17 protein-coding genes are annotated in these 20,903 nt (G+C 67.7%); 12 read left to right on the forward strand and 5 right to left on the reverse strand.

Annotated features, from left to right (window positions below):
• Positions 1-115 precede the first annotated feature (115 nt).
• Positions 116-373: an RICIN domain-containing protein gene (locus tag ACIBF8_RS20015; protein ID WP_396784705.1), complete on the forward strand. Its 258-nt coding sequence runs from the start codon at positions 116-118 to the stop codon at positions 371-373.
• A 426-nt stretch (positions 374-799) separates the two neighbouring features.
• Positions 800-1,471, forward strand: coding sequence for a hypothetical protein (locus ACIBF8_RS20020; protein ID WP_396784706.1), 672 nt, complete (start codon positions 800-802; stop codon positions 1,469-1,471).
• A 30-nt stretch (positions 1,472-1,501) separates the two neighbouring features.
• On the opposite strand, the gene ACIBF8_RS20025 is transcribed toward ACIBF8_RS20020, so the two are convergent.
• Positions 1,502-1,834: a hypothetical protein gene (locus ACIBF8_RS20025; RefSeq protein ID WP_396784707.1), complete on the reverse strand. Its 333-nt coding sequence runs from the start codon at positions 1,832-1,834 to the stop codon at positions 1,502-1,504.
• A 117-nt stretch (positions 1,835-1,951) separates the two neighbouring features.
• Here ACIBF8_RS20025 and ACIBF8_RS20030 point away from each other — a divergent pair, with 117 nt between their 5' ends.
• The 5 genes from ACIBF8_RS20030 to ACIBF8_RS20050 all read left to right on the forward strand — a co-directional run bounded on the left by ACIBF8_RS20030 (position 1,952) and on the right by ACIBF8_RS20050 (position 4,959).
• Positions 1,952-2,329, forward strand: coding sequence for a DUF2089 domain-containing protein (locus ACIBF8_RS20030; RefSeq protein WP_396784708.1), 378 nt, complete (start codon positions 1,952-1,954; stop codon positions 2,327-2,329).
• Complete coding sequence (locus ACIBF8_RS20035; RefSeq protein ID WP_396784709.1) at positions 2,329-2,586, forward strand: hypothetical protein; 258 nt, start codon at positions 2,329-2,331, stop codon at positions 2,584-2,586. Before ACIBF8_RS20030 ends, ACIBF8_RS20035 begins: the two co-directional genes overlap by 1 nt.
• 11 nt (positions 2,587-2,597) lie before the next feature.
• The gene (locus tag ACIBF8_RS20040; RefSeq protein ID WP_396784710.1) at positions 2,598-3,020 is read left to right on the forward strand and encodes an SHOCT-like domain-containing protein; all 423 of its coding nucleotides are present in this window, start codon (positions 2,598-2,600) and stop codon (positions 3,018-3,020) included.
• 521 nt (positions 3,021-3,541) lie between these two features.
• Positions 3,542-4,009, forward strand: a complete 468-nt coding sequence (locus ACIBF8_RS20045; protein ID WP_396784712.1) for a peptidase inhibitor family I36 protein — start codon at positions 3,542-3,544, stop codon at positions 4,007-4,009.
• Positions 4,010-4,083: 74 nt separating this feature from the next.
• Entirely contained in the window at positions 4,084-4,959 is an 876-nt protein-coding gene (locus ACIBF8_RS20050) for a hypothetical protein (RefSeq protein ID WP_396784713.1), read from the forward strand.
• A 28-nt stretch (positions 4,960-4,987) separates the two neighbouring features.
• Here ACIBF8_RS20050 and ACIBF8_RS20055 read toward each other — a convergent pair whose 3' ends face one another.
• A complete protein-coding gene (locus tag ACIBF8_RS20055) occupies positions 4,988-6,142 on the reverse strand; it encodes a helix-turn-helix domain-containing protein (protein WP_396784714.1) in 1,155 nt (384 codons plus the stop codon).
• Positions 6,143-6,513: 371 nt separating this feature from the next.
• Here ACIBF8_RS20055 and ACIBF8_RS20060 point away from each other — a divergent pair, with 371 nt between their 5' ends.
• The 3 genes from ACIBF8_RS20060 (at position 6,514) to ACIBF8_RS20070 (ending at position 11,915) form a co-directional block, all read left to right on the forward strand.
• Positions 6,514-7,881 (forward strand): hypothetical protein, encoded by a 1,368-nt coding sequence (locus tag ACIBF8_RS20060; RefSeq protein WP_396784715.1) that lies wholly within the window; start codon positions 6,514-6,516, stop codon positions 7,879-7,881.
• A 17-nt stretch (positions 7,882-7,898) separates the two neighbouring features.
• Positions 7,899-8,432, forward strand: a complete 534-nt coding sequence (locus ACIBF8_RS20065) for an NUDIX domain-containing protein (RefSeq protein ID WP_396784716.1) — start codon at positions 7,899-7,901, stop codon at positions 8,430-8,432.
• 324 nt (positions 8,433-8,756) lie between these two features.
• Positions 8,757-11,915 (forward strand): NACHT domain-containing protein, encoded by a 3,159-nt coding sequence (locus ACIBF8_RS20070; RefSeq protein WP_396784717.1) that lies wholly within the window; start codon positions 8,757-8,759, stop codon positions 11,913-11,915.
• Positions 11,916-11,962: 47 nt separating this feature from the next.
• Here the strand turns inward: ACIBF8_RS20070 and treZ are convergent, their stop codons facing one another.
• Genes treZ through glgX form a run of 3 tightly spaced genes read right to left on the reverse strand, consistent with a single transcriptional unit; the run spans position 11,963 to position 18,115 of the window.
• Positions 11,963-13,693: a malto-oligosyltrehalose trehalohydrolase gene (gene treZ, locus ACIBF8_RS20075; protein WP_396784718.1), complete on the reverse strand. Its 1,731-nt coding sequence runs from the start codon at positions 13,691-13,693 to the stop codon at positions 11,963-11,965.
• A complete protein-coding gene (gene treY, locus ACIBF8_RS20080) occupies positions 13,690-15,996 on the reverse strand; it encodes a malto-oligosyltrehalose synthase (RefSeq protein WP_396784720.1) in 2,307 nt (768 codons plus the stop codon). Before treY ends, treZ begins: the two co-directional genes overlap by 4 nt.
• Position 15,997: 1 nt before the next feature.
• Positions 15,998-18,115 (reverse strand): glycogen debranching protein GlgX, encoded by a 2,118-nt coding sequence (glgX, locus tag ACIBF8_RS20085; RefSeq protein WP_396784721.1) that lies wholly within the window; start codon positions 18,113-18,115, stop codon positions 15,998-16,000.
• A gap of 289 nt (positions 18,116-18,404) precedes the next feature.
• On the opposite strand from glgX, the gene ACIBF8_RS20090 reads away from it, so the two are divergent.
• Together ACIBF8_RS20090 and ACIBF8_RS20095 are read left to right on the forward strand one after the other, a co-directional pair.
• Positions 18,405-19,868 (forward strand): glycosyltransferase family 4 protein, encoded by a 1,464-nt coding sequence (locus ACIBF8_RS20090; RefSeq protein WP_396784723.1) that lies wholly within the window; start codon positions 18,405-18,407, stop codon positions 19,866-19,868.
• A 193-nt stretch (positions 19,869-20,061) separates the two neighbouring features.
• Entirely contained in the window at positions 20,062-20,706 is a 645-nt protein-coding gene (locus ACIBF8_RS20095) for a maleylpyruvate isomerase N-terminal domain-containing protein (RefSeq protein WP_396784725.1), read from the forward strand.
• The last annotated feature ends 197 nt before the right edge of the window (positions 20,707-20,903 follow it).

The raw sequence follows: 20,903 nt of genomic DNA on the forward strand, positions 1-20,903 counted from the left end.
AGCGCGGGTGCGTGCTGAGGCCGTCGAGGATCAGCCCGAGCATGCGCTCCTCTGAGCCCGTCGCGGCCCGCCACAGGGCGCCGGTGAGTTGGAGGACGTCGCCGGCGGACGGTGCATGGCCGTCCGCGGCGATTCGTCCGCCGAGCGGGCGAAGCTCGTCACGCAGGTGTGCGGCGACGCCCGCCTCAACGACCAGTGGCTGCCGATCTTGAACTTCACCTCCGGGACTTCTGACTACTACCAGTTGGAGAACCGGAGCACCGGCAAGTGCCTGGCGGTGGAGGGCAACTCGACGGCGAACGGCGCCGACATGATGCAGTTCACCTGCTACACGACGTCGAACAACCAGGCCGTCACCTGGTTCGCCCCGTAGTCGGCGGTTGATCGACTCGGCTTCCTGGAAATCGGGGTGTCCGAGCAGCAGGGACACCCCGATTTCCGTAAAGGCGAGTCGATCCTGAAAGGTGAGTGGATCGCGCCCCGGTGCGAGGCGGCGGCCCGGCCAGAGCGAGGCCGGCGGGAGGCTACCCGAACCGTCAGGGTCGACGAAGGCCCTGGTGGGCCCGCCAACAGCCCCCAGCCGATCGCGGCGAAGCAGGCGATCCGCACCGCGAGCAGGATCGGCAGGCCCAACCGACACTGACGACGCCACCGCGCGGTTCCTCCTCGACCGCATCGCGACAACCTGACACCCGACACCGAGCCATCCCCTCGCATGTCGGCAATCCGTCGTTGTCGGGGCGTCGGGCGACTCCGTAGCGTCGCGACTACGCATCGATGCCCAGCGGAAGGACCCCTCGTGACCGAACTCGTCGCTCCGCAGCTCGTCGTCAACAGCAGAATGATCTACTTCGGTTGGCTGCCGGCCGACCCCGACGCCGTGGCCGCCCTGGTCCCCGACGGGCTCAGGCCAGCGCCGAACCACCAGGTCTTCATGAACCAGTACGTCGTCGACGACGCGGGGCAGACCTCCGGCTTCGGCGCGTACTCCCTGACGTACATCGGGCCGGACCTCTCCGGGGTGGACGCCCCCGACGGTGTCACGCCCGGTCGCTGGTGGACGCACTACTTCAATTCCAGCCCGGTGGTCCGGGCGTACGCCGCCGCCCGGGGCGTGCCGGCGACCCCGGGACAGACCACCATCGAGGTACGCGGGCACCGGCTGATCGCCACCACCGAGGCGGACGGCGTACCCGTGATCAGGACGACGGCCCGTGTCGGGCGCACCGGCGACGCCGTCAACCAGGGTCAGCTGCGCTACCTCACCCGGCTGGACGGCAAGCTGCTCAGCGGCAACTACCCGTTCGTGGCGGAGCCGGTCGACCCGTTCGCTGTCGAGTCGCTGGAGTTCCTCGAACCCGACCACCCGGTGTACGCGCTGCGTCCAGCCAACCCGCTGGAGATCGTCTGGGGTTTCTACTCACCGCGCGCGTCGTTCGCCTATCCGGGCGGTGAGTCGGTGCTCGACTGAGCCCTTCTCTTCCCGGCCGGCTCGCGAGTGTCAGCTGGGCGGCGGCGGGCACTCCAGGACCGCGATCGAGTTTCCGGGGAACAGCCTCAGGTGCGGGTGCCCGGAGAAGATCTGAACAGCCTCGTCGTGGGAGGCCGCCTCCACAATGGTGTAGCCGGTCAGGGCGTCGGTGAAGTCCTCGACGCCCTGCGCCGTGACCAGCTTCTTCGCGTTCAGTGGCGCGCCGGGGTCGACGAGAGCCTTCTCGTTGGCCTGCGCCCACGACGCCCACGCGTTGATGAACTCGGTCTGCTGCTGTTCGGTGAGTTCGGCCTTGCCGACCTCGTCAGCCGCGCCGTTGACGAGCGCAAGGAACCTGCCCATCCCGGCAGCCTACCGACGGCCCACCCAGGCCCACGGCCCACGGCCCTCGCGGCTGATCTTAAGAAAATTAAGATCAACCTCTTGGAAGTTGAGGATTCCTGAGCTACAAATTCAGGTATGGCAGAACAGGCGATGGACTGGCAGGAGTTGACCAGCCTGACGCGAGGGCAGCCGTTCGTCGTCGAGCGGGTGCGCCTGGCGAGCAACGGCGTCGCGATCGAGGGCGAGTTCGAGCCACCGCAACTGGCCCAGCTCAACATCGATGATCAGGTTTTCGTCACGGCGTTCGTGCGCTGCCACGGTTCGATCAAGGAGATGGAACGCATCTTCGGGGTGAGCTACCCGACGATCAAGTCACGACTCAACCGGATCACACAGCTGCTCGACTTCGTCGAGACCGACCCGGCGCCGTCGCGAGCCGACATCATCGACCGGCTGCGCCGCGGTGAGATCACCGCACAGCAGGCGTTGGCCGAGCTGGACGGCCGGGCGTGATGCCGCAGTTGGTGACCGTCAAGGTCAACCGCCCGGACCGCCGGCCCATCCGCGTCTGGGTTCCGGTGCTCCCCGTGGCGCTCGTGCTCTTCCCGGTCGTGGTCCTGGTCGTGCTGGCGGCGATCGTGGCCTGCGTCGTGTTCCGCATCGGTGTGGTGCGGGCACTCGGCGCCACTTGGCGTGTCATCTCCGCGCTGCCCGGCGCCCGCTTCGACATCGAGCAGGGCCGCACGGCCGTGCTCGTGGCTATCCGATAGGAGAGGTCCGAATGGCCGAACAACGCAAGGACATCCTCGACATGCTTGCCGCCGGCAAGATCACCGCCGAGGAGGCGGAGCAGCTCATCGCCGCACTGGACCGGGACCAGGCACCGGCAACGGCGAGTCACGACGCCCGGCCGAAGGGCAAGGTGAAGTACCTGCGGGTCATGGTGGACGCCACCGACAACGGCGAGCCGTCGCGGGTCAACGTGCGGGTGCCACTGCAACTGCTGCGGGCTGGTGTCCGGCTGGCGGCGCTGGTCCCGCCGCAGGCCCTGGTCAAGGCCAATGTCTCACTCAGCGAATCGGGTGTGCCGATCGACCTGACGCAGCTCAAGCCCGAGCAGTTGGAGGCGCTCGTGGAGCACCTCGACGAGGTGACCGTGGAGGTGGATTCACCCGATGCCACCGTGCGGGTCTTCTGCGAGTAGGCGCCGTCTGATGGGACGGCCCCTCGAGAGGGTGCGGGAACACCCTCCCGAGGCTGCGCCCGCCGCAGCAGAGCACAGGTGAACTACCAGCCTGAAGTCTAGCCACCTGCGAACCAGCGGAGGGACCACTCTGACGGGTGGTCCCTGCGCGCCGTACCGCCGCTGGGCGGGGTCAGCTTGTCGTTCGGACGAGTCACCCCGGTCATCGGGTGAGGCCGACCAGCGTCGCCAGTCGCGCCACGCCGGCCGGCGCCGGCTGCGCGCGGGCAACGTCGGCGATCACGGTACGCGCCAACGGCCGCCCACCGACCACGCCCGCGCGGGCGCACCTGGCCGCCCCTCACCAGACCCGGGCGGCCCCTCAGCGGCAGCCCGGGCATCGCCGGACAGGGTCGAGATTCGAACTGGTTCGAATGTCTCGGCTGCGCCGCTACCCCCAGGGTTGACTGACCTCGTCCACACCGGTGCCACCAGCACAATCACGCAGCTCCGGCGGAAAGATCCCCCAGCTAAGGAGACTCATGAAGCGACAAATCCTGGCGTTCTTCGGTGCGTTGGCGCTGGCGGCCGGCGGGCTCCTGGCCGTGGCCAGCCCGGCCCAGGCAGCGACGTCGCGCAACGGCGTATGCGAGAGCGGCGAACTGTGCATGTGGCAGCACAACGACCTGCGCGGCGGTCGCTACGACACCCTCTCGACCACTGCGGACTTTCGGCAATGGTCGTTCGTGGCTGCCTGCACCTCGGACTGCTCGCTCCAGGACAACGTCAGCTCACTGCGCAACTACGACCCGGTGAATGCGGTCCGCCTCTTCGAGCACGAGAACTACCGGGGCCTCTACTTCTGGCGTCAGAAGGCCAACAGCGGCCAGTCCGACGAGGCCCTGAACCTGACGCTGGACCGCGACCAGAACGGGGCGGACTGGAACGACCGATTCAGCTCGTTCTGCTTCGTCTGGGCCGGCCAGCCGCAGACCCGCTGCCGCCCGTAGGACCGCATCGAGGGGCTCGCGTCGGCCGTGAGGTAGCGGTCCACGCGAGCCCCTCCACCCTGAGCGAGGTCTCCATGCCCACGATCCGCAAGGAATTCGCTGCCCTGGTGCTGGCCTGCCTGACCGTTGGCGCCGGGGCCGCCTGTGACCCGAGCGGCCCCGCGCAGCGGCCCGCAGGGCCATCACCGGTGGCGACCATGAGCCTTCCGTTGGACCGACTGTTTCCGTCCCGGGACGAGGACCTCCTTCTCCAGCGGGCCGAGGCGAAACTTGTCGTGTCCTGCATGCGCCGGCTCGGCATCTCCTACCGGCCGCCGGAACCGCACCACACCGACCCGGCTGCCACCCGGGACGGGTTGTACGGCCTGGTGGAGCACGACCAGGCGCAGCGCCTCGGTTACCACGCCGCACCCGGCGGTGACGCGGCTGAGGACAAGGGCCCACCGCCGCCGGAGAAGACGGCGGTGGCGCTCAGCGGCACCCGGTTCGGCGCCGGCGGACCGGAGCCGGCCGGTGGCCGGATCCCTGCGGGCGGCTGCCTCGGCGAGGCAACCCGGCGCCTGGCCGAGGGCGCGCCGCCGGTCGGCGAAACGTTCCTGTACGACATGGCCCTGCGGGCCGGCCAACAGGCAGAGCAGGACGCGCGCGTTCAGGCCGGCTTCCGGGCCTGGTCGACGTGCATGGCCGGTAAGGGCTTCGCCTACGCCGACCCCTGGCAGGCCAACGACGACCCGAGGTGGAGCACCGACCATCCCAGCGACGTGGAGCGCCGGACCGCGGTGGCCGACGTCGCGTGCAAGGACAGCACGAATCTCGTGACGATCTGGCAAGCGGCGATGGTGGAGCACCAGCGGCGCACGATCGCGAGCCGGTCCGCCGACATCGAACGCTACGAGCAGGCCAAGAGCGCCCGGCTCGCCAACGGCCAACGCGTGCTGGCGACGAGGTGAGGCCATCCGCGACCGGCGGGTAGGCCGGTCAGCGGGTGAGGCCGACAAGCGTCGCCAGTCGCGCCACACCGGCCGGCGCCGGCTGCGCGCGGGCGACATCGGCGATCACGGTACGCGCCAACGGCCGGCACCGGACCTCAGCCGGCGCGACACTGTCCGCGTCGACGAGCGCGCGGGCAGCGCCGCGCAGGTCACCCACCTGGAGGTACGCCCGCGCGACGTCGACCAGATACGCGCCCCGGTACTCGGCCGGCAACCGCCGCCACGCCTCCCGCCGCACCACCGTCGGGTGCCTTCGTAGCGCCTCGTCGGCGTCACCCCGTTGCGTCGCCACCACCACCCGCGCCAGCTCGACGGCGATCGGCCCCCCGAAGCTGGTGTGGTGCCGATCGTCGTACCCCCTCAGCCCGGCGGCGATCCCCGCGGCCCGGTCGATCGACTCGTCGGCGCGGCGGTGCTCGCCGCAGCCGACGGCGGCCAGGGCGGCCTGGAGCAGCAACGTCCCACCCACAGCCCACTCCCCCGCGCACCGCTGCGGAGCCGAGGTGATGCGGTTCGCGGCGGCGAGCGTCGCGGCCAGGGCCAGGCGGTCGCGGCCCGACGCGCGCAGCGCCTCGGCGACCGAGATGGCCGCCGTTGCCGCCAGGACCGGGTCGTCGGCGGCAGTGGACATCGCCCGGTCGGCGGCCAGCCAGGCCAGGTCGGCCTCGCCGAGCTTCACCAGCAGCGACGAGGTGATCCGGTACGCCTGCACCAGCAACTCCGATGATCGCGCACCCTGAACGGCGTCGAGCAGACCCGGCAGAACTCGCACCAACTGCCCGTAGTGCGCGTGCTGGTAGCTCAACCAGGCGTACCCGACCTGCCTTCTCAGCTCGTCCGCCTCCGGTGGGGCCTGCGGGGTGTCGTAGCGGGCGAGCGCGGCCCGGATGTCGTCCACCCCGTCCGGCGTCCCCGCCGGAATGCTCCGAGGCTGGCCGAGCAGCACTTCCGGGTCGACCCGCAGGACGTGGGCCAGCTCCTGGATCACCGAGTACCGGTCCAGGGTGCGTACGCCCCGCTCCACCTTGTCCACCCAGCTCTTTGACCTGCGCAGCCGGTCGGCGAGCATCTGCTGTGTCATCGACCGCCGCACCCGCCACCGGGCCACGCGGCGGCCGATCGGGAGGTCATCGCTGGTCACGCCGCCACCGCCGGTCCGGGACCGCGCGGGTCGTGTCCTCCACGGGTACGCGCTCCGCCTCGGCCTGCGCCAGGAGACGCTGCTTGGCAGCCTCTCGCTCGGCTGCCTCTGACTGCTCGCCCTTGTTTGCTAACTCGTCGCCCTGCATCGACACCTCCGCTGGCCGGGGCGTGACGTTCAGAGTTCGCCGTCACTCAGGACCCCTGCGATCAGCGAAGCGGGCTGCCGGTCGACGGACCAGATGGCAAGCGATGCGCTCGGTTGCGCTGCTCAGGGCGTGGGTTGCGCAGGGTTGCGCGGGTCTCCATAGGACCGATCCAAGCCATAGGCTCGTGACTGTTGGTAGTTGGCTGATGCCTGGAGGCGGAACCATGGCGCGACCGGTGACGAACGCAGCGTTCGAGAGGCTGCTACTTGCCGCTGGCTACGGTAATGCTCACGCCGCCTTTGCTCGGCAGCTCAATCACGCCGGCCGCAACGAGGGCGCCTGGCGCTACGACGCTGCCAGCGTCTACTGGTGGTTGCGCGGTCGCCGGCCTGGTGAGCACGTACAGGCCGCGATGGCTGAAACACTTGCCCGCAAGCTCGGTCGCTCAGTCGGCGTGATGGAGTTGGGGTTCGGCGCAACCGAGAGCATCGGAGAGTGCGCTTACCCCACGTCAATCGATGGGGCAATCGACAAGGCCGAGCAAATCTGGACGAGGCTGGCCAAGCACCTCAACCAACAAGCCAGCGGGACGTTCGATAGCGGCAAAGCGATGGAGGCAGCACTCGGCTGGCGGTATGACCTGCCCGACGGGTCGACCAGCCGGAACGGCCGGCAACAGGTCACCTCCACCGACGTTCAATCGCTGTACGCGCTCGCGGACCACTTCACCGACCTCGACCGGCGGCACGGCAGCGGCTCGCCGCATACCCGCGCCGTCATGGCCGACTTCCTCGTCCGTCAGGTCGCGCCCATGCTGCGCGGCACCTACACCGACGCCGTGGGGCGCGACCTCATGCGTGCAGCGGCAACGCTCTCCGGCCAACTCGCCTACATGTCGTACGACGCGGGCGAGCATGCCACGGCACAACATCACGTGACCCTCGGTCTGCGACTCGCCAAGGCCGCTGGCGACCGCCTCTACGGCGCTCACCTGCTGGCCAACCTGGCCACCCAGGCCGTGTTTCTGGGGCACGCCCGAGAGGCAGCCCGGCTCGCCGAGGCAGCCATTGACGGGGCCGGCCAGGCACCGGCAGCCGTGATCGCTCGGTTGCATGCAACCGCCGCCACCGCGTATGCACAGTCAGGCGAGCGGCGCGCCTGCCAAATCGCCCTAATTAGGGCTGAGAACGCTCTCGACCGGACGGGAGATGACCCTGGCCCGCGGTGGGTTGGCTACTTCAGCCCGGCCCATCTGGCCGGGGCTGCGCTGAGATGCCTGAGCGATCTACGTCTATACAAGCCAGCCCTCCGACACGCCCCCGACGCCCTCACCCTCAACAGCCAGAACCTACGGACGCGTGCCCTGCATACCGCCCTAATCGCGTTGACTCATGCCCGTGGGGGAGAGACAGATGCCGCCTGCAATTGGAGTCGGCGGTTAGCCCGGCAAACTGACGGCATCCGCTCGGCACGCGTGCAGCAGCGCGTCCGCGAACTCACCGCCGCTCTCAGCCCGAAGCAGACATCATCCCAGGTCGCCGAAGTTCTTCATGCCCTCGCGGCCGCCTCCTTAGAGCGCGAGCACGGCTAGACAGGTCCGCTAGCGTCATGGAGGTGACCTGGACGGAACCTGCCACATGGTATGCGAACTTGGCCTCCTTCTACGCTGCTGCCGCCGCCTTCATCACCGATCCAGACGGCAACGTTCTGCTCGTGAAACCCACATACCGCGAGTACTGGACCTTCCCTGGGGGCTACGTGGACGAGGGCGAGTACCCACACGACGCGTGTGCTCGCGAGATCCGAGAGGAGTTGGGTGTCAATGTGGGGGTGGGCCAACTTCTCGTGATCGACTGGGCACCGCCCGCCGGGCCCCGACCACGCCCTATTATCAGCTTCACTTTCGACTGCGGGTACGTTGCGAGCCTTGACGGCTTCGCACTCCAGGGGCGGGAGTTGGAAGACATCGCCTTTTTTTCGCGCCCAGAGGCCGAGCAGCTTCTTCCCGGAAACGTCGCTACCCGAGTTGATGCAGCGACGCGCGCACGCGGCCAAGAGGCTCCGGTATACCTGGCTAGCGGCTCGACAGTTCCACCCTCTCCCGGCGGCGATGCACCAAGGCGAAATATCTGCCTGCCATAGCGACCCATGCTCTACCACAATTGTCGCTTAATAAGACATAAGCAAAATTATCGACATGTGAGACTACCCCCAGTCCGCAACTACTAGACAGGGGACGGACCAATCCGCCTGAAGCCAACACGCTTACCCACTCCATCTCCTTCGCAGTGGACCTAGCAGGGGAACGAGTCGCCCTGTGGGCCTTCCAGCACCCTTCCCACGCTTCTCCGGGCAGCACACGGGCCCAGAGGGACGACACATCAAGTGGACAGCCTCCGGTGGGTGACATGACCTCGCGGATCCGCGAGCATTGACTGGGACGTCCGAACGACGCGGGAGGGGCGCATGAGGGCCACGATCAGAGTTGTAGCTCCTGACATCAACAGCAAGGGAGACGTCCTAACCCGCCTGGCCGAGGACTTGTTCTTTACACTGGGTTACGACGAGTGCCGCACCAACGTCTCTAAGGCCGGCAGGGAAGTCGATCTAATAGCCCAGCATCGATTCGAAGCAAGAACGATGGTGGCAGAATGCAAGAATCACGCGCGACCTATCGGCGGAGCCGATACAAACAAGTTTGCGGGAGTTTTGGACGCGGAGCGTCGAAAAAATCCCGACTCGACTATCCATGGCTACTTCGTGTCGCTCTCGGGGTTTACATCTTCGGCCGTGGAGCAGGAGCTTGAGTGCGGCGGCCAGAGATTCGTAATGTTAGACGGCCCGGCCGTCATTGCGGAACTCGCTGCGGGCAAAATTGTGATATCTGCAGATCGAGCTGCGAGCATCGCAGAGTCCACGGCCGCCAAAATCGGTTTGAGAATGGCATCAGACGAGACAGCCATCTTGGTAGGACACGAGGGTGGCTGGATTTGGCTGATTGGGTTGACTTCAGCGTCCAGGACAGAGGCAGCAACATGCTTCGTGCACGCCGATGGAACACCGGTTGCAGCAAACATCGCCAATGACCTACTCGGACTGATTCTTTCTTCGGACGACAACTTGACGTTCGCTCCGCCGATCAACCTGAAACTGATTCCCGACTCTGCTCACGCTTCTACGCTTCGCGTGCAATACCTTGAGTTTATAACGAAGGAGTTTGGTGCTATCACCCTCGAGGGCATGCCGGCTGATCAAGAAGTCCATTCTCGTCAATTCAAGTTAGAGAATCTCTACGTCCCTCTAACACTGTCGCCCGCCCCACTCTCCTCCGAACCCGCGTCCGACCCGGAGGAATCACTGCACGGGACCGATGGCCCTGTTGAAGTGATGACCGAGGAGGAAGCGTACACGGAGGATGAGGATGATGCCATAAGTTACGACGACGAGGACGCACCTCAAGATGATACGACGAATTTTAGTCTCGGTGAAGTAGTAACCATAAGTTCACGAATCGCTATTCTCGGCCTGCCCGGCTCCGGGAAGACGACGATGTTGAAGCGCCTAGCTGTTGCATACGCGAGCCATGACAGGCTTCCTGCCAGCACGGATGAACTTCCCGATAAAGATTGGTTCCCGATGCTGTTGCGATGCCGCTCCCTCGGCACCAGCGTCCGTCAGCCCATCGTGAACTTACTTTCGGCACAAGCAGCCCAGGCGGAGTTGATCGATGCGGGAGATGCTTTCCAAGCTCTAATCTCTAACGAGCTGATCGCTGGACGGCTACTCCTACTGATTGACGGACTCGACGAAATCAGCTCTACGGGAGACCGGGCCGCATTCGTCGCTCAACTCCGGACCTTTATCGGCACTTACCCGAACTGCACTGTAGTAATGACCTCACGGGAGGCAGGGTTCCGCGCAGTCGCTGCCGCCGTTCAACCAGTTTGCGACGCTTATAGGGTCCGCAACCTCTCTGACGAAGCAATTCATAGCTTGACTTACGCGTGGCATGCTGAAGTCATCGGGAGGACGGGAGATGTCGCGGATGAAGCAAGCCGACTCTCAGAGTCGATAATAAGTACTGACAGAGTTCGCCGTCTTGCCGTAAATCCACTTATGCTGACGACGTTGCTGCTGGTCAAGCGATGGGTCGGGCAGCTTCCGCGCAAGCGAACGGTACTTTATCAAAAGGCGGTCGAGGTCCTACTAATGACTTGGAATGTCGAGGGTCACGAGCCCCTCGATCAGGATGAGACAATCCCTCAACTTGCCTACGCGGCGTTCCTGATGATGACCCAAGGCGCAACTACGGTCACTGCCACGGAACTCGGAAGACACTTTGCGGATGCGCGGCGCAGCATGCCTGAACTGCTTGGCTATGCACGCATTTCAGTGGGCGACTTCATTTCACGCGTCGAGGAGCGGAGTAGCCTTCTCACGCTTAGCGGCCATAAGCTGATAAACGGCGAACTGAAGCCGACATACGAATTTAAGCACCTCACATTTCAAGAATACTTCGCAGCACTCGCGATCGTTAACGGCTGGCTGCCACAGGCACTCCAAGATCGAAGCCCGGCCGAGGTGCTGAGGGGAAGACTAAATAGTGAATCTTGGTCCGAAGTCGTCGCATTGACAGCAGTCCTGGCCGGCAAGCGGGCTTCCGAAATCGTCCAAGCGCTCTTGTCGCCCAATTTCGAAGATAGGCCGGAAGGCAGCCTGGACGGCTCTTGGGGGCGGGATGCCAGCTCAGCGCGTTACAGCAACATCTTAAGCTGCCTTGTAGATGAAGCATCAATCGCCCCAGAACTCGCCCGGAAGGCAATCGTCACCTGCCTGTTGGCACAGGACGAATTCCACCCCAACCAAGATCCGGCACACATGTTATACGGCGGGCGGTATGATGCGGCAGTGCGCGAGATTGCGATTGACCGTCTAATGAACACGGAAGAACCGCTTGACCCGTTCGGTTCGGCTATTGCCGTATTCGCGGCCCTGGACTTTGAAAAATCAACCAGCCCTCCGCCCTCACCCGACGTGTGGGCATTAGAAATGCTGAACAGCGAAGAGCGCGAAGTCGTACTTTATGGCGCCGGAGCACTGATGCAGTTCCTCTATCAAGACCGCATTGAGTCGACACAGTCAGTAGAGCTGGTCATAGCGCGCTTGGTAGACACCGAGGACTTACCTCAAGATGCTGCATTTATGTATGTATGGGCAATGGCATGGGCAGCGCAGCGCGTAAAGCTTGGCAAAGCTCAGGTCAATTCTCTTCAAATCGCACTGCTTCGGCAATGGAAGCAGTCGCGTACGCTAGAATTTTCGCGTTTCTGTGCATGGGCAATGAAAGAGTGCCCATTGGTCGGCCAATGGAATTTAGGAGATGCCGAGCGGGAGCAGGCGATCGACCTTGCCAACCGGTGGCTTCAGTACAGCGGCAGAGAACAGTCTTTTTTGCATAGCGGCGCTCTAGCAATTCTTTTTTACCTGACTCCGCATGATTCTCGTGCGGCCTTGGCCGCATTGGCAGCAGAGAAACTCAGGACACCGAGGGGTGGATTCCTTGAATTTGCTAAGCCGCTATTCGCGGCGCTCGATTATAGCGGTGAACAACCTCTTCTGCCATGAGTGGACCTCGCGCGATTTCTCCGGACTCGCTCCGCTGCCGTTACGCATTAGAGCGCCACGATCGCCGCAGTCTCCGCCGGCAGTTGGATCCGGTCCCGCATGACGGTGACCCCCTCCCCCGTGGCCAGCAGCACCCGCCGAGCCACCCCAGGCAGCGACACTCCCTGCCCCCGCCCAGCCAGGTTCGCCACCACCAGCGTTTCCCCCCGCCGCATCACCAAAAACTGGTCCCCGTGCTGCACCGAAACAGCGTTCAACCGAGGATCCGACAGGTCAGGGCACGACCGCCGCAGGGCGATCAGCCGCTGGTAAAACGACAACATCGAAGCATGCTCAGGCTTGTCCAGCTCCGCCCAGTCCAACCGGGACCGTACGAACGTCTCCGGGTCCTGCGGATCCGGCACGTCCCCTTCCGGCCAGCCGTGCGCCGCGAACTCCCGCCGCCGCCCGGTCCGCACCGCAGAGGCCAACTCCGGCTCGGGGTGCGAGGTGAAGAACTGCCACGGCGTGGAAGCCGCCCACTCCTCCCCCATGAACAGCATCGGAGTGAACGGCGCCGTCAGCAGCAACATGGCCCCCACCCGCAGCAGCGCAGGCGACAGCGAAGCCGAGATCCGGTCCCCGGTAGCCCGGTTCCCAATCTGATCGTGGTTCTGCAGGTAAGCCACCAGCCGATGACCAGGGACGCGGGAATCCAGAGGCCGCCCATGGTGCCGGTTGCGGAAGCTCGACCAGGTGCCCGCGTGGAAGTACCCGCCGGTCAGCACGTCGGACAGCGTCTCCAGGGAGCCGAAGTCGCCGTAGTATCCCTGCCGCTCACCCGTCAGCAACGTGTGCAGCGCGTGGTGCGCGTCGTCGTTCCACTGGGCGTGCAGCCCGAAGCCGCCCGCCTCCCGAGGGGTGATCAGCCGCGGGTCGTTGAGGTCCGATTCGGCGATCAGCGACAACGGCCGCCCCAGGTGCGTCGACAGCGACTCGACCTCGATGGCCAGCTCTTCGAGCAGCGGCACCGCCCGGGTGTCCGGCAGCGCGTGCACAGCATCCAGGCGCAGCCCGTCGACGTGGTAGTCGCGCAGCCACATGAGCACGCTGTCGATGATGTAGCGGCGTACCTCGTCGGAGTGCGGGCCGTCCAGGTTGATCGAGCGGCCCCAACTGTTGCTCTGCTCGGCGAGGTAGGGCCCAAACCGCGGCGCGTAGGCCCCGGAGGGCCCGAAATGGTTGTAGACGACGTCGAGGATCACCCCCAGCCCCTTGGCGTGGGCGGCATCGACGAACCGTTTCAGGCCGTCGGGCCCGCCGTAGGGCTCGTGCGGGGCGTACCAGCAGACGCCGTCGTACCCCCAGTTGTGTTCGCCGTTGAAGGCGTTGACCGGGAGCAACTCGATCAGGTCGACACCGAGGGAGACCAGGTGGTCGAGGCGGTCGATGGCCGCGTCGAAAGTGCCTTCCGGGGTGAAGGTGCCGATGTGCAGCTCGTAGAGGATGCTGCCGGGCAGTTGCCGGCCGGTCCACGCGCTGTCGGACCACTCGAAGGCGGAATGGTCGTAGCGGCGGCTGGGCCCGTGCACTCCCGCAGGTTGCCACGGTGACCGGGGGTCGGGCAGGGGGGTTGCGTCGTCGTTCAGCAGAAAGGAGTAGTCGGTGCCGGGGCCCGCGTCGGGCACCTCGACCCGCCACCAGCCGTCGGCGGCAGCGCGCATCTCGTGGTCGGTGTCGCCGGCCAGGCGCAGCCGCACCTGGCTGGCGTCCGGCGCCCAGACGGAGAATTCGGTCATGAAACGGCCTCCTCGGCAGCGGTGAGAGGAGCCAGCAGAGCGACGGGATAGTCGGCCAGAAGAGTGTCCAGCGACGTCTCCCCGCCACTGTAGACCCGGCCGGTGAACAGGTCCTTCATCTCGTGAACGGGAAGTGACAGGGCTGTGTCACACCACCCGCCGGCACGCGCCAAACCCAGCGGCAGGCGGGTGGCCACGGTGATCGCACCGCCCCGGTCGAAGGCCACCACGTGTCGGCCCACCGGGCCGTGTGCCGGCACCGGCCGGTAGGTGGTGAACAGCTCCGGGTGCGCCCGCCGCAGCCGCAGGGTCCGCGACACGACGAGCAGCTTCGCCGCTCCGTCGGTGTCGATCGGGGGACGCCAGCCACCGTCGATGCGTGCCAGCAGCTCTCGGCGTACGTCGAAGTCGACCGGGCGGCGGTTGTCCGGGTCGACGAGGGAGTTGTCCCACAGCTCGGTGCCCTGGTAGGTGTCCGGCACCCCGGGCATGGTGAGCTGCACGAGCTTCTGCCCGAGCGCGTTGCACCAGCCGGCCGGGGTGATCGCGGCGGCGAGTTCGGTCAGCTCGTCGTGCAGGCTCGGGTCGTCGTACATCCGGTCGACCACGGCGTGCAGCGCCTGCTCGAAGGTCGCGTCGGGGTCCGCCCAACTGGTCGAGGCCCCCGCCTCCCGGGCGGCCTTCTCGACGTACGCGTGCAGCCGCTCCCGTTCGATCGGCCACGCGCCGACGGCGGTCTGCCAGAGCAGGTGGGCGAACGCCGGGTCGGGCAGCGGCGCGTACGCCATCCAGGTCTTGACCTGCTCGGCCCAGCGGCCCGGCAGCTCGCTGAGCACGGCGAGCCGGGCCCGGACGTCCTCGCCGCGTTTGGTGTCGTGGGTGGAGAGGGTGGTCATGCTGGCCGGCCAGCGGACCTGGCGGGCGGCGGCGAAGCGGTGGAACTCGGCCGGTGGCACCCCGAAGTGGGCGGGGCTGCCGCCGACCTCGTTGAGGGCCACGAACCGGGTCCAGCGGTAGAACGCGGTGTCCTCCACGCCCTTGGCCATCACCGCGCCAGTGAGCTGCGGGAACCTCATGCCCAGCTCGTCGGCGGGGTCGCGCAGCCGGCGGGTGATCGCGTCCAGGGCGCCGGCCAGGTCGGGGCGGCGGCGTCCGGCCTCGGAGCGGGCGGCGGCGAGGTGTCGGGCGCCGTGCGGCGGGTAGCCCCGGTAGACCGGAAACGCGGCGGCCAGCTCGGCGAGTGCCGCGCGGGCCTGCTCGGTGGGCACCTCGGGGGCGAGGGCGGCCAGTCGGGTCAGCTCGGCGGCGAGCAGCCGGGTGGCGGCGGCCAGTTTGGTGGCGTGGGTCAGGTCCTCCCAGGAGGTGTGCCGCCCGGCCAGTCGGGTGTCCAGCGCGGTGAAGTCGCCCTCGGCGTCGGTGTCGACGAAGAGCCCGCTGACCGCGGCCAGGGCGTCGTAGCCGGTGGTGCCGTCCACCGGCCAGTCCGGCAGCTCCTCGCCGTACTCCAGGATCTTCTCCACCACCAGCCAGGCGTGCGGCGCGGCGGCCCGCAGCCGGGTCAGGTAGCCGGCGGGGTCGCGCAGACCGTCCGGGTGGTCGACGCGGATGCCGTCGACCTCCCCGGCGGCGGCCCAGCGCAGGATCAGCTCGTGGGTGGCGGCGAACACCGCCGGGTCCTCCACCCGCAGGCCCGCCAGGCCCGCGATGGCGAAGAACCGACGGTACGTCAGCTCGGCGTCACCGCGACGCCAGGAGACCAACTCGTAGTGCTGCCGGTCGTGCACCTCGACTGCGCTGCCGTCGCCGGTGCCGTCGGCGATCGGGAAGCGGTGCTCGTGGTAGCGCAGCTCCCCGTCGACCACCTTGAGGTCGTCCAGGGCGGCCTCGTCGTCGGCCAGCACCGGCAGCAGCAGCCGGCCCCGGTCCCAGTCGATGTCGAACCAGTCGGCGTACGCCGAGTCGCGCCCCCGGCGCAGCACGTCCCACCAGGGTGGGTTGGCGGCCGGGACGGCGACCCCGGCGTGGTTGGGCACGATGTCGACGACCAGCCCGAGCCGCTTGTCGCGCAGCGCGCGCAGCAGCCGCTGCCGGGCGGCCTCCCCGCCCAACTCCGGGTTGACGGCCCGGTGGTCGACGACGTCGTAGCCGTGCGGGGAGCCGGGTGTGGCGGTCAGCAGCGGGGAGCTGTAGAGGTGGCTGACGCCGAGGTCGTCGAGGTAGTCGACGATCGCGGCGGTGGCGTCCAGGTCGAAGCCGGGGCGCACCTGGATCCGGTAGGTGGCCTGTGGAGGGGTGGCCGGCATGTCAGATCATCCTCTCCAGCACGACGAGGGAGCGGTCCGGCACCCGGATGGTGCCGCCCGCGCTGATCACCGTGGCGTCGCCCGGCTCGGGTTCGGCCGTGCTGATCACCCGTTCCCACTTCTGGCCGTACTCGCTGCCCGGCATGGTGAAGTCCAGCGGCGCGTCGTGGGCGTTGAAGCAGAGCAGGAACGACGCGTCGTGGTGCTTCTGGCCGTACTGGCCGCGCTCGCGGATGCCCTCGCCGTTGACGAAGAGCGCCACCGAGCGGCCGAAGTCGTTGCCCCAGTCCTCGCCGGTCATCTCCCGCCCGTCCGGGGTGTACCAGGCCAGGTCGGGTAGCGGCTCGTCGATGCCGCGCCCGCCCACCGGCAGGCCGGTGAAGAACCGGCGGCGGCGGAACACCTGGTGCCGTTTGCGGAACGCGGTGAGCGTGCGGACGAAGTCCAGCAGTTGCTCGTCGGCGTTGTCCCAGTCGACCCAGGCCAGCTCGCTGTCCTGGCAGTAGACGTTGTTGTTGCCGTGCTGGGTGCGACCCAACTCGTCGCCGTGGCCGATCATCGGCACGCCCTGCGACAGCATCAGGGTGGCCAGGAAGTTGCGCCGCTGCTTGGCCCGCAGCGCGAGCACCGCCTCGTCGTCGGTGTCGCCCTCGACCCCGCAGTTCCAGGACCGGTTGTGACTCTCGCCGTCCCGGTTCTCCTCGCCGTTGGCCTCGTTGTGCTTGTCGTTGTAGGACACCAGGTCGTTGAGGGTGAACCCGTCGTGCACGGTGACGAAGTTGATGCTGTGGAACGGTCGACGGCCGTCGTCCTGGTAGAGGTCGGCGGAACCGGAGATGCGCGAGGCGAACTCGGCCAGGGTGGCCGGCTCACCGCGCCAGAAGTCCCGCACGGTGTCGCGGTACTTGCCGTTCCACTCCGTCCACAGCGGCGGGAAGTTGCCCACCTGGTAGCCGCCGGGGCCGACGTCCCACGGCTCGGCGATCAGCTTCACCCGACTGACCACCGGGTCCTGCTGCACCACCTCGAAGAAGGTGGACAGCCGGTCCACCTCGTAGAACTCCCGGGCCAGGGTGGCTGCCAGGTCGAAGCGGAAGCCGTCGACGTGCATCTCGGTCACCCAGTAGCGCAGCGAATCCATGATCAGTTGCAGCGAGTGCGGGCTGCGGACGTTGAGGCTGTTGCCGGTGCCGGTGTAGTCGACGAAGTAGCGGCGGTCCTCCTCGCTGAGCCGGTAGTAGCTCGGGGCGTCCACGCCCTTGAAGCTCAACGTCGGCCCGAGGTGGTTGCCCTCGGCGGTGTGGTTGTAGACCACGTCGAGGATGACCTCGATGCCGGCCGCGTGCAGCGCCTTGACCATGCCCCGGAACTCCTGCACCTGCTGGCCGAGCCGGCCCAGCGCCGAGTAGCCGTGGTGCGGGGCGAAGAAGCCGATGGTGTTGTAACCCCAGTAGTTGCGCAGCCCCAGGTCGACGAGGCGGTTGTCGTGGATGAACTGGTGCACCGGCATCAGCTCGATCGCGGTCACCCCGAGCCGGGTCAGGTAGTCGATCATCGGTGGGGAGGCGATGCCCGCGTACGTGCCGCGCAGCTCCTCCGGGATGTCCGGGTGGCGCATGGTCAACCCGCGTACGTGCGCCTCGTAGATCACCGAGTGGTGGTAAGGGGTGCGCGGCGGCTTGTCGTTGCCCCAGTCGAAGTACGGGTTGACCACCACCGACTTCGGCATGAACGGCGCCGAGTCGGTCTCCGACATCCGCTCCGGCTCGGCCAGGTCGTAGTCGTAGACCGCCGGGTCCCACTCGACGTCACCGTCGATGGCCTTGGCGTACGGGTCGATCAGCAGCTTGTGCGGATTGCAGCGCAGCCCGAACGCCGGGTCGTACGGGCCGTGCACCCGGTAGCCGTACCGCTGGCCCGGCTCGATGCCCGGCAGGTACGCGTGCCACACGTACGCGTCGACCTCGCGCAGCTCGACGCGGCGCTCCGCGCCGGTGTCCCACTCGTCGAAGAGGCACAGCTCGATCCGCTCGGCCACCTCCGAGAAGATGGCGAAGTTGGTGCCCATCCCGTCGTAGGTGGCGCCCAGGGGGTACCGCTCGCCCGGCCAGACCTGCATGTCGCTCCTTCAAAGCACGGTCATGTGCGCGGGTATTGCCCTGCCCCCGGGCACGCCAATCCATCCTTCCAGGCGATGACCGGAAACCACCTGTCTGATGCGCGCTACACCGATCGGGTGTCCTCCGTCACGATGGCCCTTTTCGAGATGCGTTCTTGGCCCGGATGCACTTTCCTTGTTCGGGGGCAAGCGCCCGCGCGCGTCCCGCCAGGCCCTCAGCCACCCTTACACCTCTCGCTCCGCCGCCACTGCCGCCGGCGCGTACCACCATGCATGGACGGAGATTGATGTGACGACCCTGCGGGTCGACGAGCAGCTCGCTGCCACCAAGGACCGGGCCCACCGGCCCACCGTGACCTCCCGGCCCCAGCTTTCGACCCAGCCCGGTCTTTCCGCGCAGTCCGGCCTGTCCGCGCAGCCCGGCGCGGTCGTGCCGGCGCAGCCCGGCCCCGGGGTGCCCCCGCAGACCCGTCGCATCCTCATGCTGTCCTGGGAGTACCCGCCGGTGCTCGTCGGTGGTCTCGGTCGACACGTGCACGCGTTGTCGGTGGCGCTCGCCGCCGCCGGGCATGAGGTCACCGTCGTCACCCGCCACTCCGAGGGCGCACCCCTGGAGGAGTACGCCGAGGGCGTGCGCATCCTGCGCGCCCCAGAGGACCCGGTGGCCTTCCCGCTCGCCACCGAGTCGCTGTTGGCCTGGACCATGGCCTTCAACCACACCCTCACCCGCACCGCCCTGCGCGCCACCCAGGCCGGCGCCTACGACGTCATCCACGCCCACGACTGGCTCGTCGCGCACACCGCGATGACGTTGCGCGACCACCTGGACATCCCGCTGGTCAGCACGATCCACGCCACCGAGGCCGGTCGACACCAGGGCTGGCTGCCGGAGGAGATGAACCGCACCATCCACGGCGTCGAGCAGTGGCTCAACAGCGAGTCCAACCGGGTGATCGTCTGCTCCGGCTACATGCGTGACGAGGTGAACGCGCTGTTCGGCGTACCGGCCGGGCGGGTCGACGTGGTCGCCAACGGGGTGGAACCGCACCGCTGGCGGGTGCCCGCGAGCGCGGTGGCGGCCGCCCGCGCCCGGTTCGCCGGGGACGGCCCACTGGTCACCTTCGCCGGCCGACTCGTCTACGAGAAGGGCGTGCAGCACCTGATCGCCGCGCTGCCCCGACTGCGCGAACGGCACCCCGGGCTGCGTGCCGTGATCGCCGGCGACGGCCCGTACCGGGCCGAGTTGGAGGCCGAGGTGCACCGCCGCGGCCTGGGCGGGATGGTCAGCATGCCGGGCTTCCTGGGCGGCACCGACCTGCCGGCACTGATGGCCGCGTCCGACTGCTTCGCCGTGCCGAGCATCTACGAGCCGTTCGGCATGGTCGCCCTGGAAGGCGCTGCGGCCGGCGCTCCCCTCGCCGTCGCCGCCACCGGTGGCCTCGCCGAGATCGTCGAACCGGGCGTCACCGGGATGACCTTCCGTCCACACGACCCGGACAGCCTGACCGACGCCGTGGACGCGCTGCTGTCGGACGCCGACCGCACCCGCGTCATGGCCCGACGCGCCCGCCGGATGGTCCACGACCAGTACGGCTGGGCCGCGATCGCCCAGCGCACCGCCGGCAGCTACGCCGCCGCCATCCAGCACGACGCCGCGTTTACCGCCGAGCGGGCCGAGCAGCGGATGTCGCGAGGTCGGGCGCTCCCGGCGCTCCCCGAGGGCAACCTGCTCGCCGCCGCCGGCCTGCGCTGACCCTCATTGGCTGCTTGCGGTTGATCGACTCGGTTTTCTTGAAGTCGGGGTGTCCCGTGGCTGGGGACCCCCCGACTTCCTGAAGGCCGAGTCGATCACATTGTGACGTGCGTGCCGCGCCGCTGCGTGTCGCGCCGCCGGGCCGGGGCCGCGCAGCTCGGCGCGGGTCGGTCGGGCCTGCCAGAATGTGCGAATGTTTCGCCCTGTCGATGCCCTGGATGCCGCGTTTCCGATCGCTGCCTCGATCGCGCTGGACCTGATCCGACGCCCCGAGGTGACCGAGCAGTGGTCGAGCCCCAGCGCGTTGCCACACCTGTCCGTGGGTGGCCTGGCGTGCCACCTCGGGCGTCAGGCGGTACGCGCGGCGGAGCTGCTGCCGATGCCGACCGACCTGCCGGTGTTGGAGTCGGCCGACAACCATTACCAGCGGGCCGCCTGGGTCACCGAGGGCTCCCCGGACAAGGATTCGGTCGCCTCCGGCCCCGACGAGGCCGACGCCGCACGCGGGCCGGCCGACCTGCACGCCCGGTCCGCCCAGGCGCTGAAGGAGGTCGGCGACCTACTGTCGCGACGGGCCGCCGGTGAGGTCGTGCCGATCCCGTGGCAGGGCTGGGCCCTTCCGCGCAGCGAGTTCCTGCTCACCCGCCAGCTGGAGATCGTGGTCCACTCCGACGACCTGGCGGTGAGCATCGGCGTACCCACACCGGAGTTCCCGGCCGAGGTCTTCGACCCCGTACGCGACCTGCTGGTCCGCTTGGCCGTGCGGCGCAATGGCCAGTCCGCGCTGATCAGCGCGCTGAGTCGTAGCGAGCGAGTTCGGCACATCTCCGCCTTCTGAGGCGTGCAGACGGGCTCAGCGTCGGCCGCCGAGTACGCCTCGAGCGTGCGCCGTACCGCCCAGCCAGCGTGCGCGGTACCGCCCATCCGACGCGTGCGGTGCCCGCCCATCCGACGCGTGCGGTGCCCGCCCATCCGACGCGTGCGGTGCCCGCCCATCCGACGCGTGCGGTGCCCGCCCATCCGACGCGTGCGGTG

Source organism: Micromonospora sp. NPDC050276 (assembly GCF_044459545.1).
Classification (GTDB): domain Bacteria; phylum Actinomycetota; class Actinomycetes; order Mycobacteriales; family Micromonosporaceae; genus Micromonospora.

Excerpts from the sequence above, each read along its gene's own strand:
- ACIBF8_RS20045 (WP_396784712.1), top strand. The coding sequence starts at position 3,542 with ATGAAGCGACAAATCCTGGCGTTCTTCGGTGCGTTGGCGCTGGCGGCC.
- ACIBF8_RS20065 (WP_396784716.1), top strand. The coding sequence starts at position 7,899 with ATGGAGGTGACCTGGACGGAACCTGCCACATGGTATGCGAACTTGGCC.
- ACIBF8_RS20095 (WP_396784725.1), top strand. The coding sequence starts at position 20,062 with ATGTTTCGCCCTGTCGATGCCCTGGATGCCGCGTTTCCGATCGCTGCC.
- treY (WP_396784720.1), bottom strand. The coding sequence starts at position 15,996 with ATGCCGGCCACCCCTCCACAGGCCACCTACCGGATCCAGGTGCGCCCC.
- glgX (WP_396784721.1), bottom strand. The coding sequence starts at position 18,115 with ATGCAGGTCTGGCCGGGCGAGCGGTACCCCCTGGGCGCCACCTACGAC.
- ACIBF8_RS20025 (WP_396784707.1), bottom strand. The coding sequence starts at position 1,834 with ATGGGCAGGTTCCTTGCGCTCGTCAACGGCGCGGCTGACGAGGTCGGC.
- ACIBF8_RS20035 (WP_396784709.1), top strand. The coding sequence starts at position 2,329 with ATGCCGCAGTTGGTGACCGTCAAGGTCAACCGCCCGGACCGCCGGCCC.
- ACIBF8_RS20040 (WP_396784710.1), top strand. The coding sequence starts at position 2,598 with ATGGCCGAACAACGCAAGGACATCCTCGACATGCTTGCCGCCGGCAAG.
- ACIBF8_RS20030 (WP_396784708.1), top strand. The coding sequence starts at position 1,952 with ATGGCAGAACAGGCGATGGACTGGCAGGAGTTGACCAGCCTGACGCGA.
- ACIBF8_RS20070 (WP_396784717.1), top strand. The coding sequence starts at position 8,757 with ATGAGGGCCACGATCAGAGTTGTAGCTCCTGACATCAACAGCAAGGGA.
- treZ (WP_396784718.1), bottom strand. The coding sequence starts at position 13,693 with ATGACCGAATTCTCCGTCTGGGCGCCGGACGCCAGCCAGGTGCGGCTG.
- ACIBF8_RS20060 (WP_396784715.1), top strand. The coding sequence starts at position 6,514 with ATGGCGCGACCGGTGACGAACGCAGCGTTCGAGAGGCTGCTACTTGCC.
- ACIBF8_RS20015 (WP_396784705.1), top strand. The coding sequence starts at position 116 with ATGGCCGTCCGCGGCGATTCGTCCGCCGAGCGGGCGAAGCTCGTCACG.
- ACIBF8_RS20050 (WP_396784713.1), top strand. The coding sequence starts at position 4,084 with ATGCCCACGATCCGCAAGGAATTCGCTGCCCTGGTGCTGGCCTGCCTG.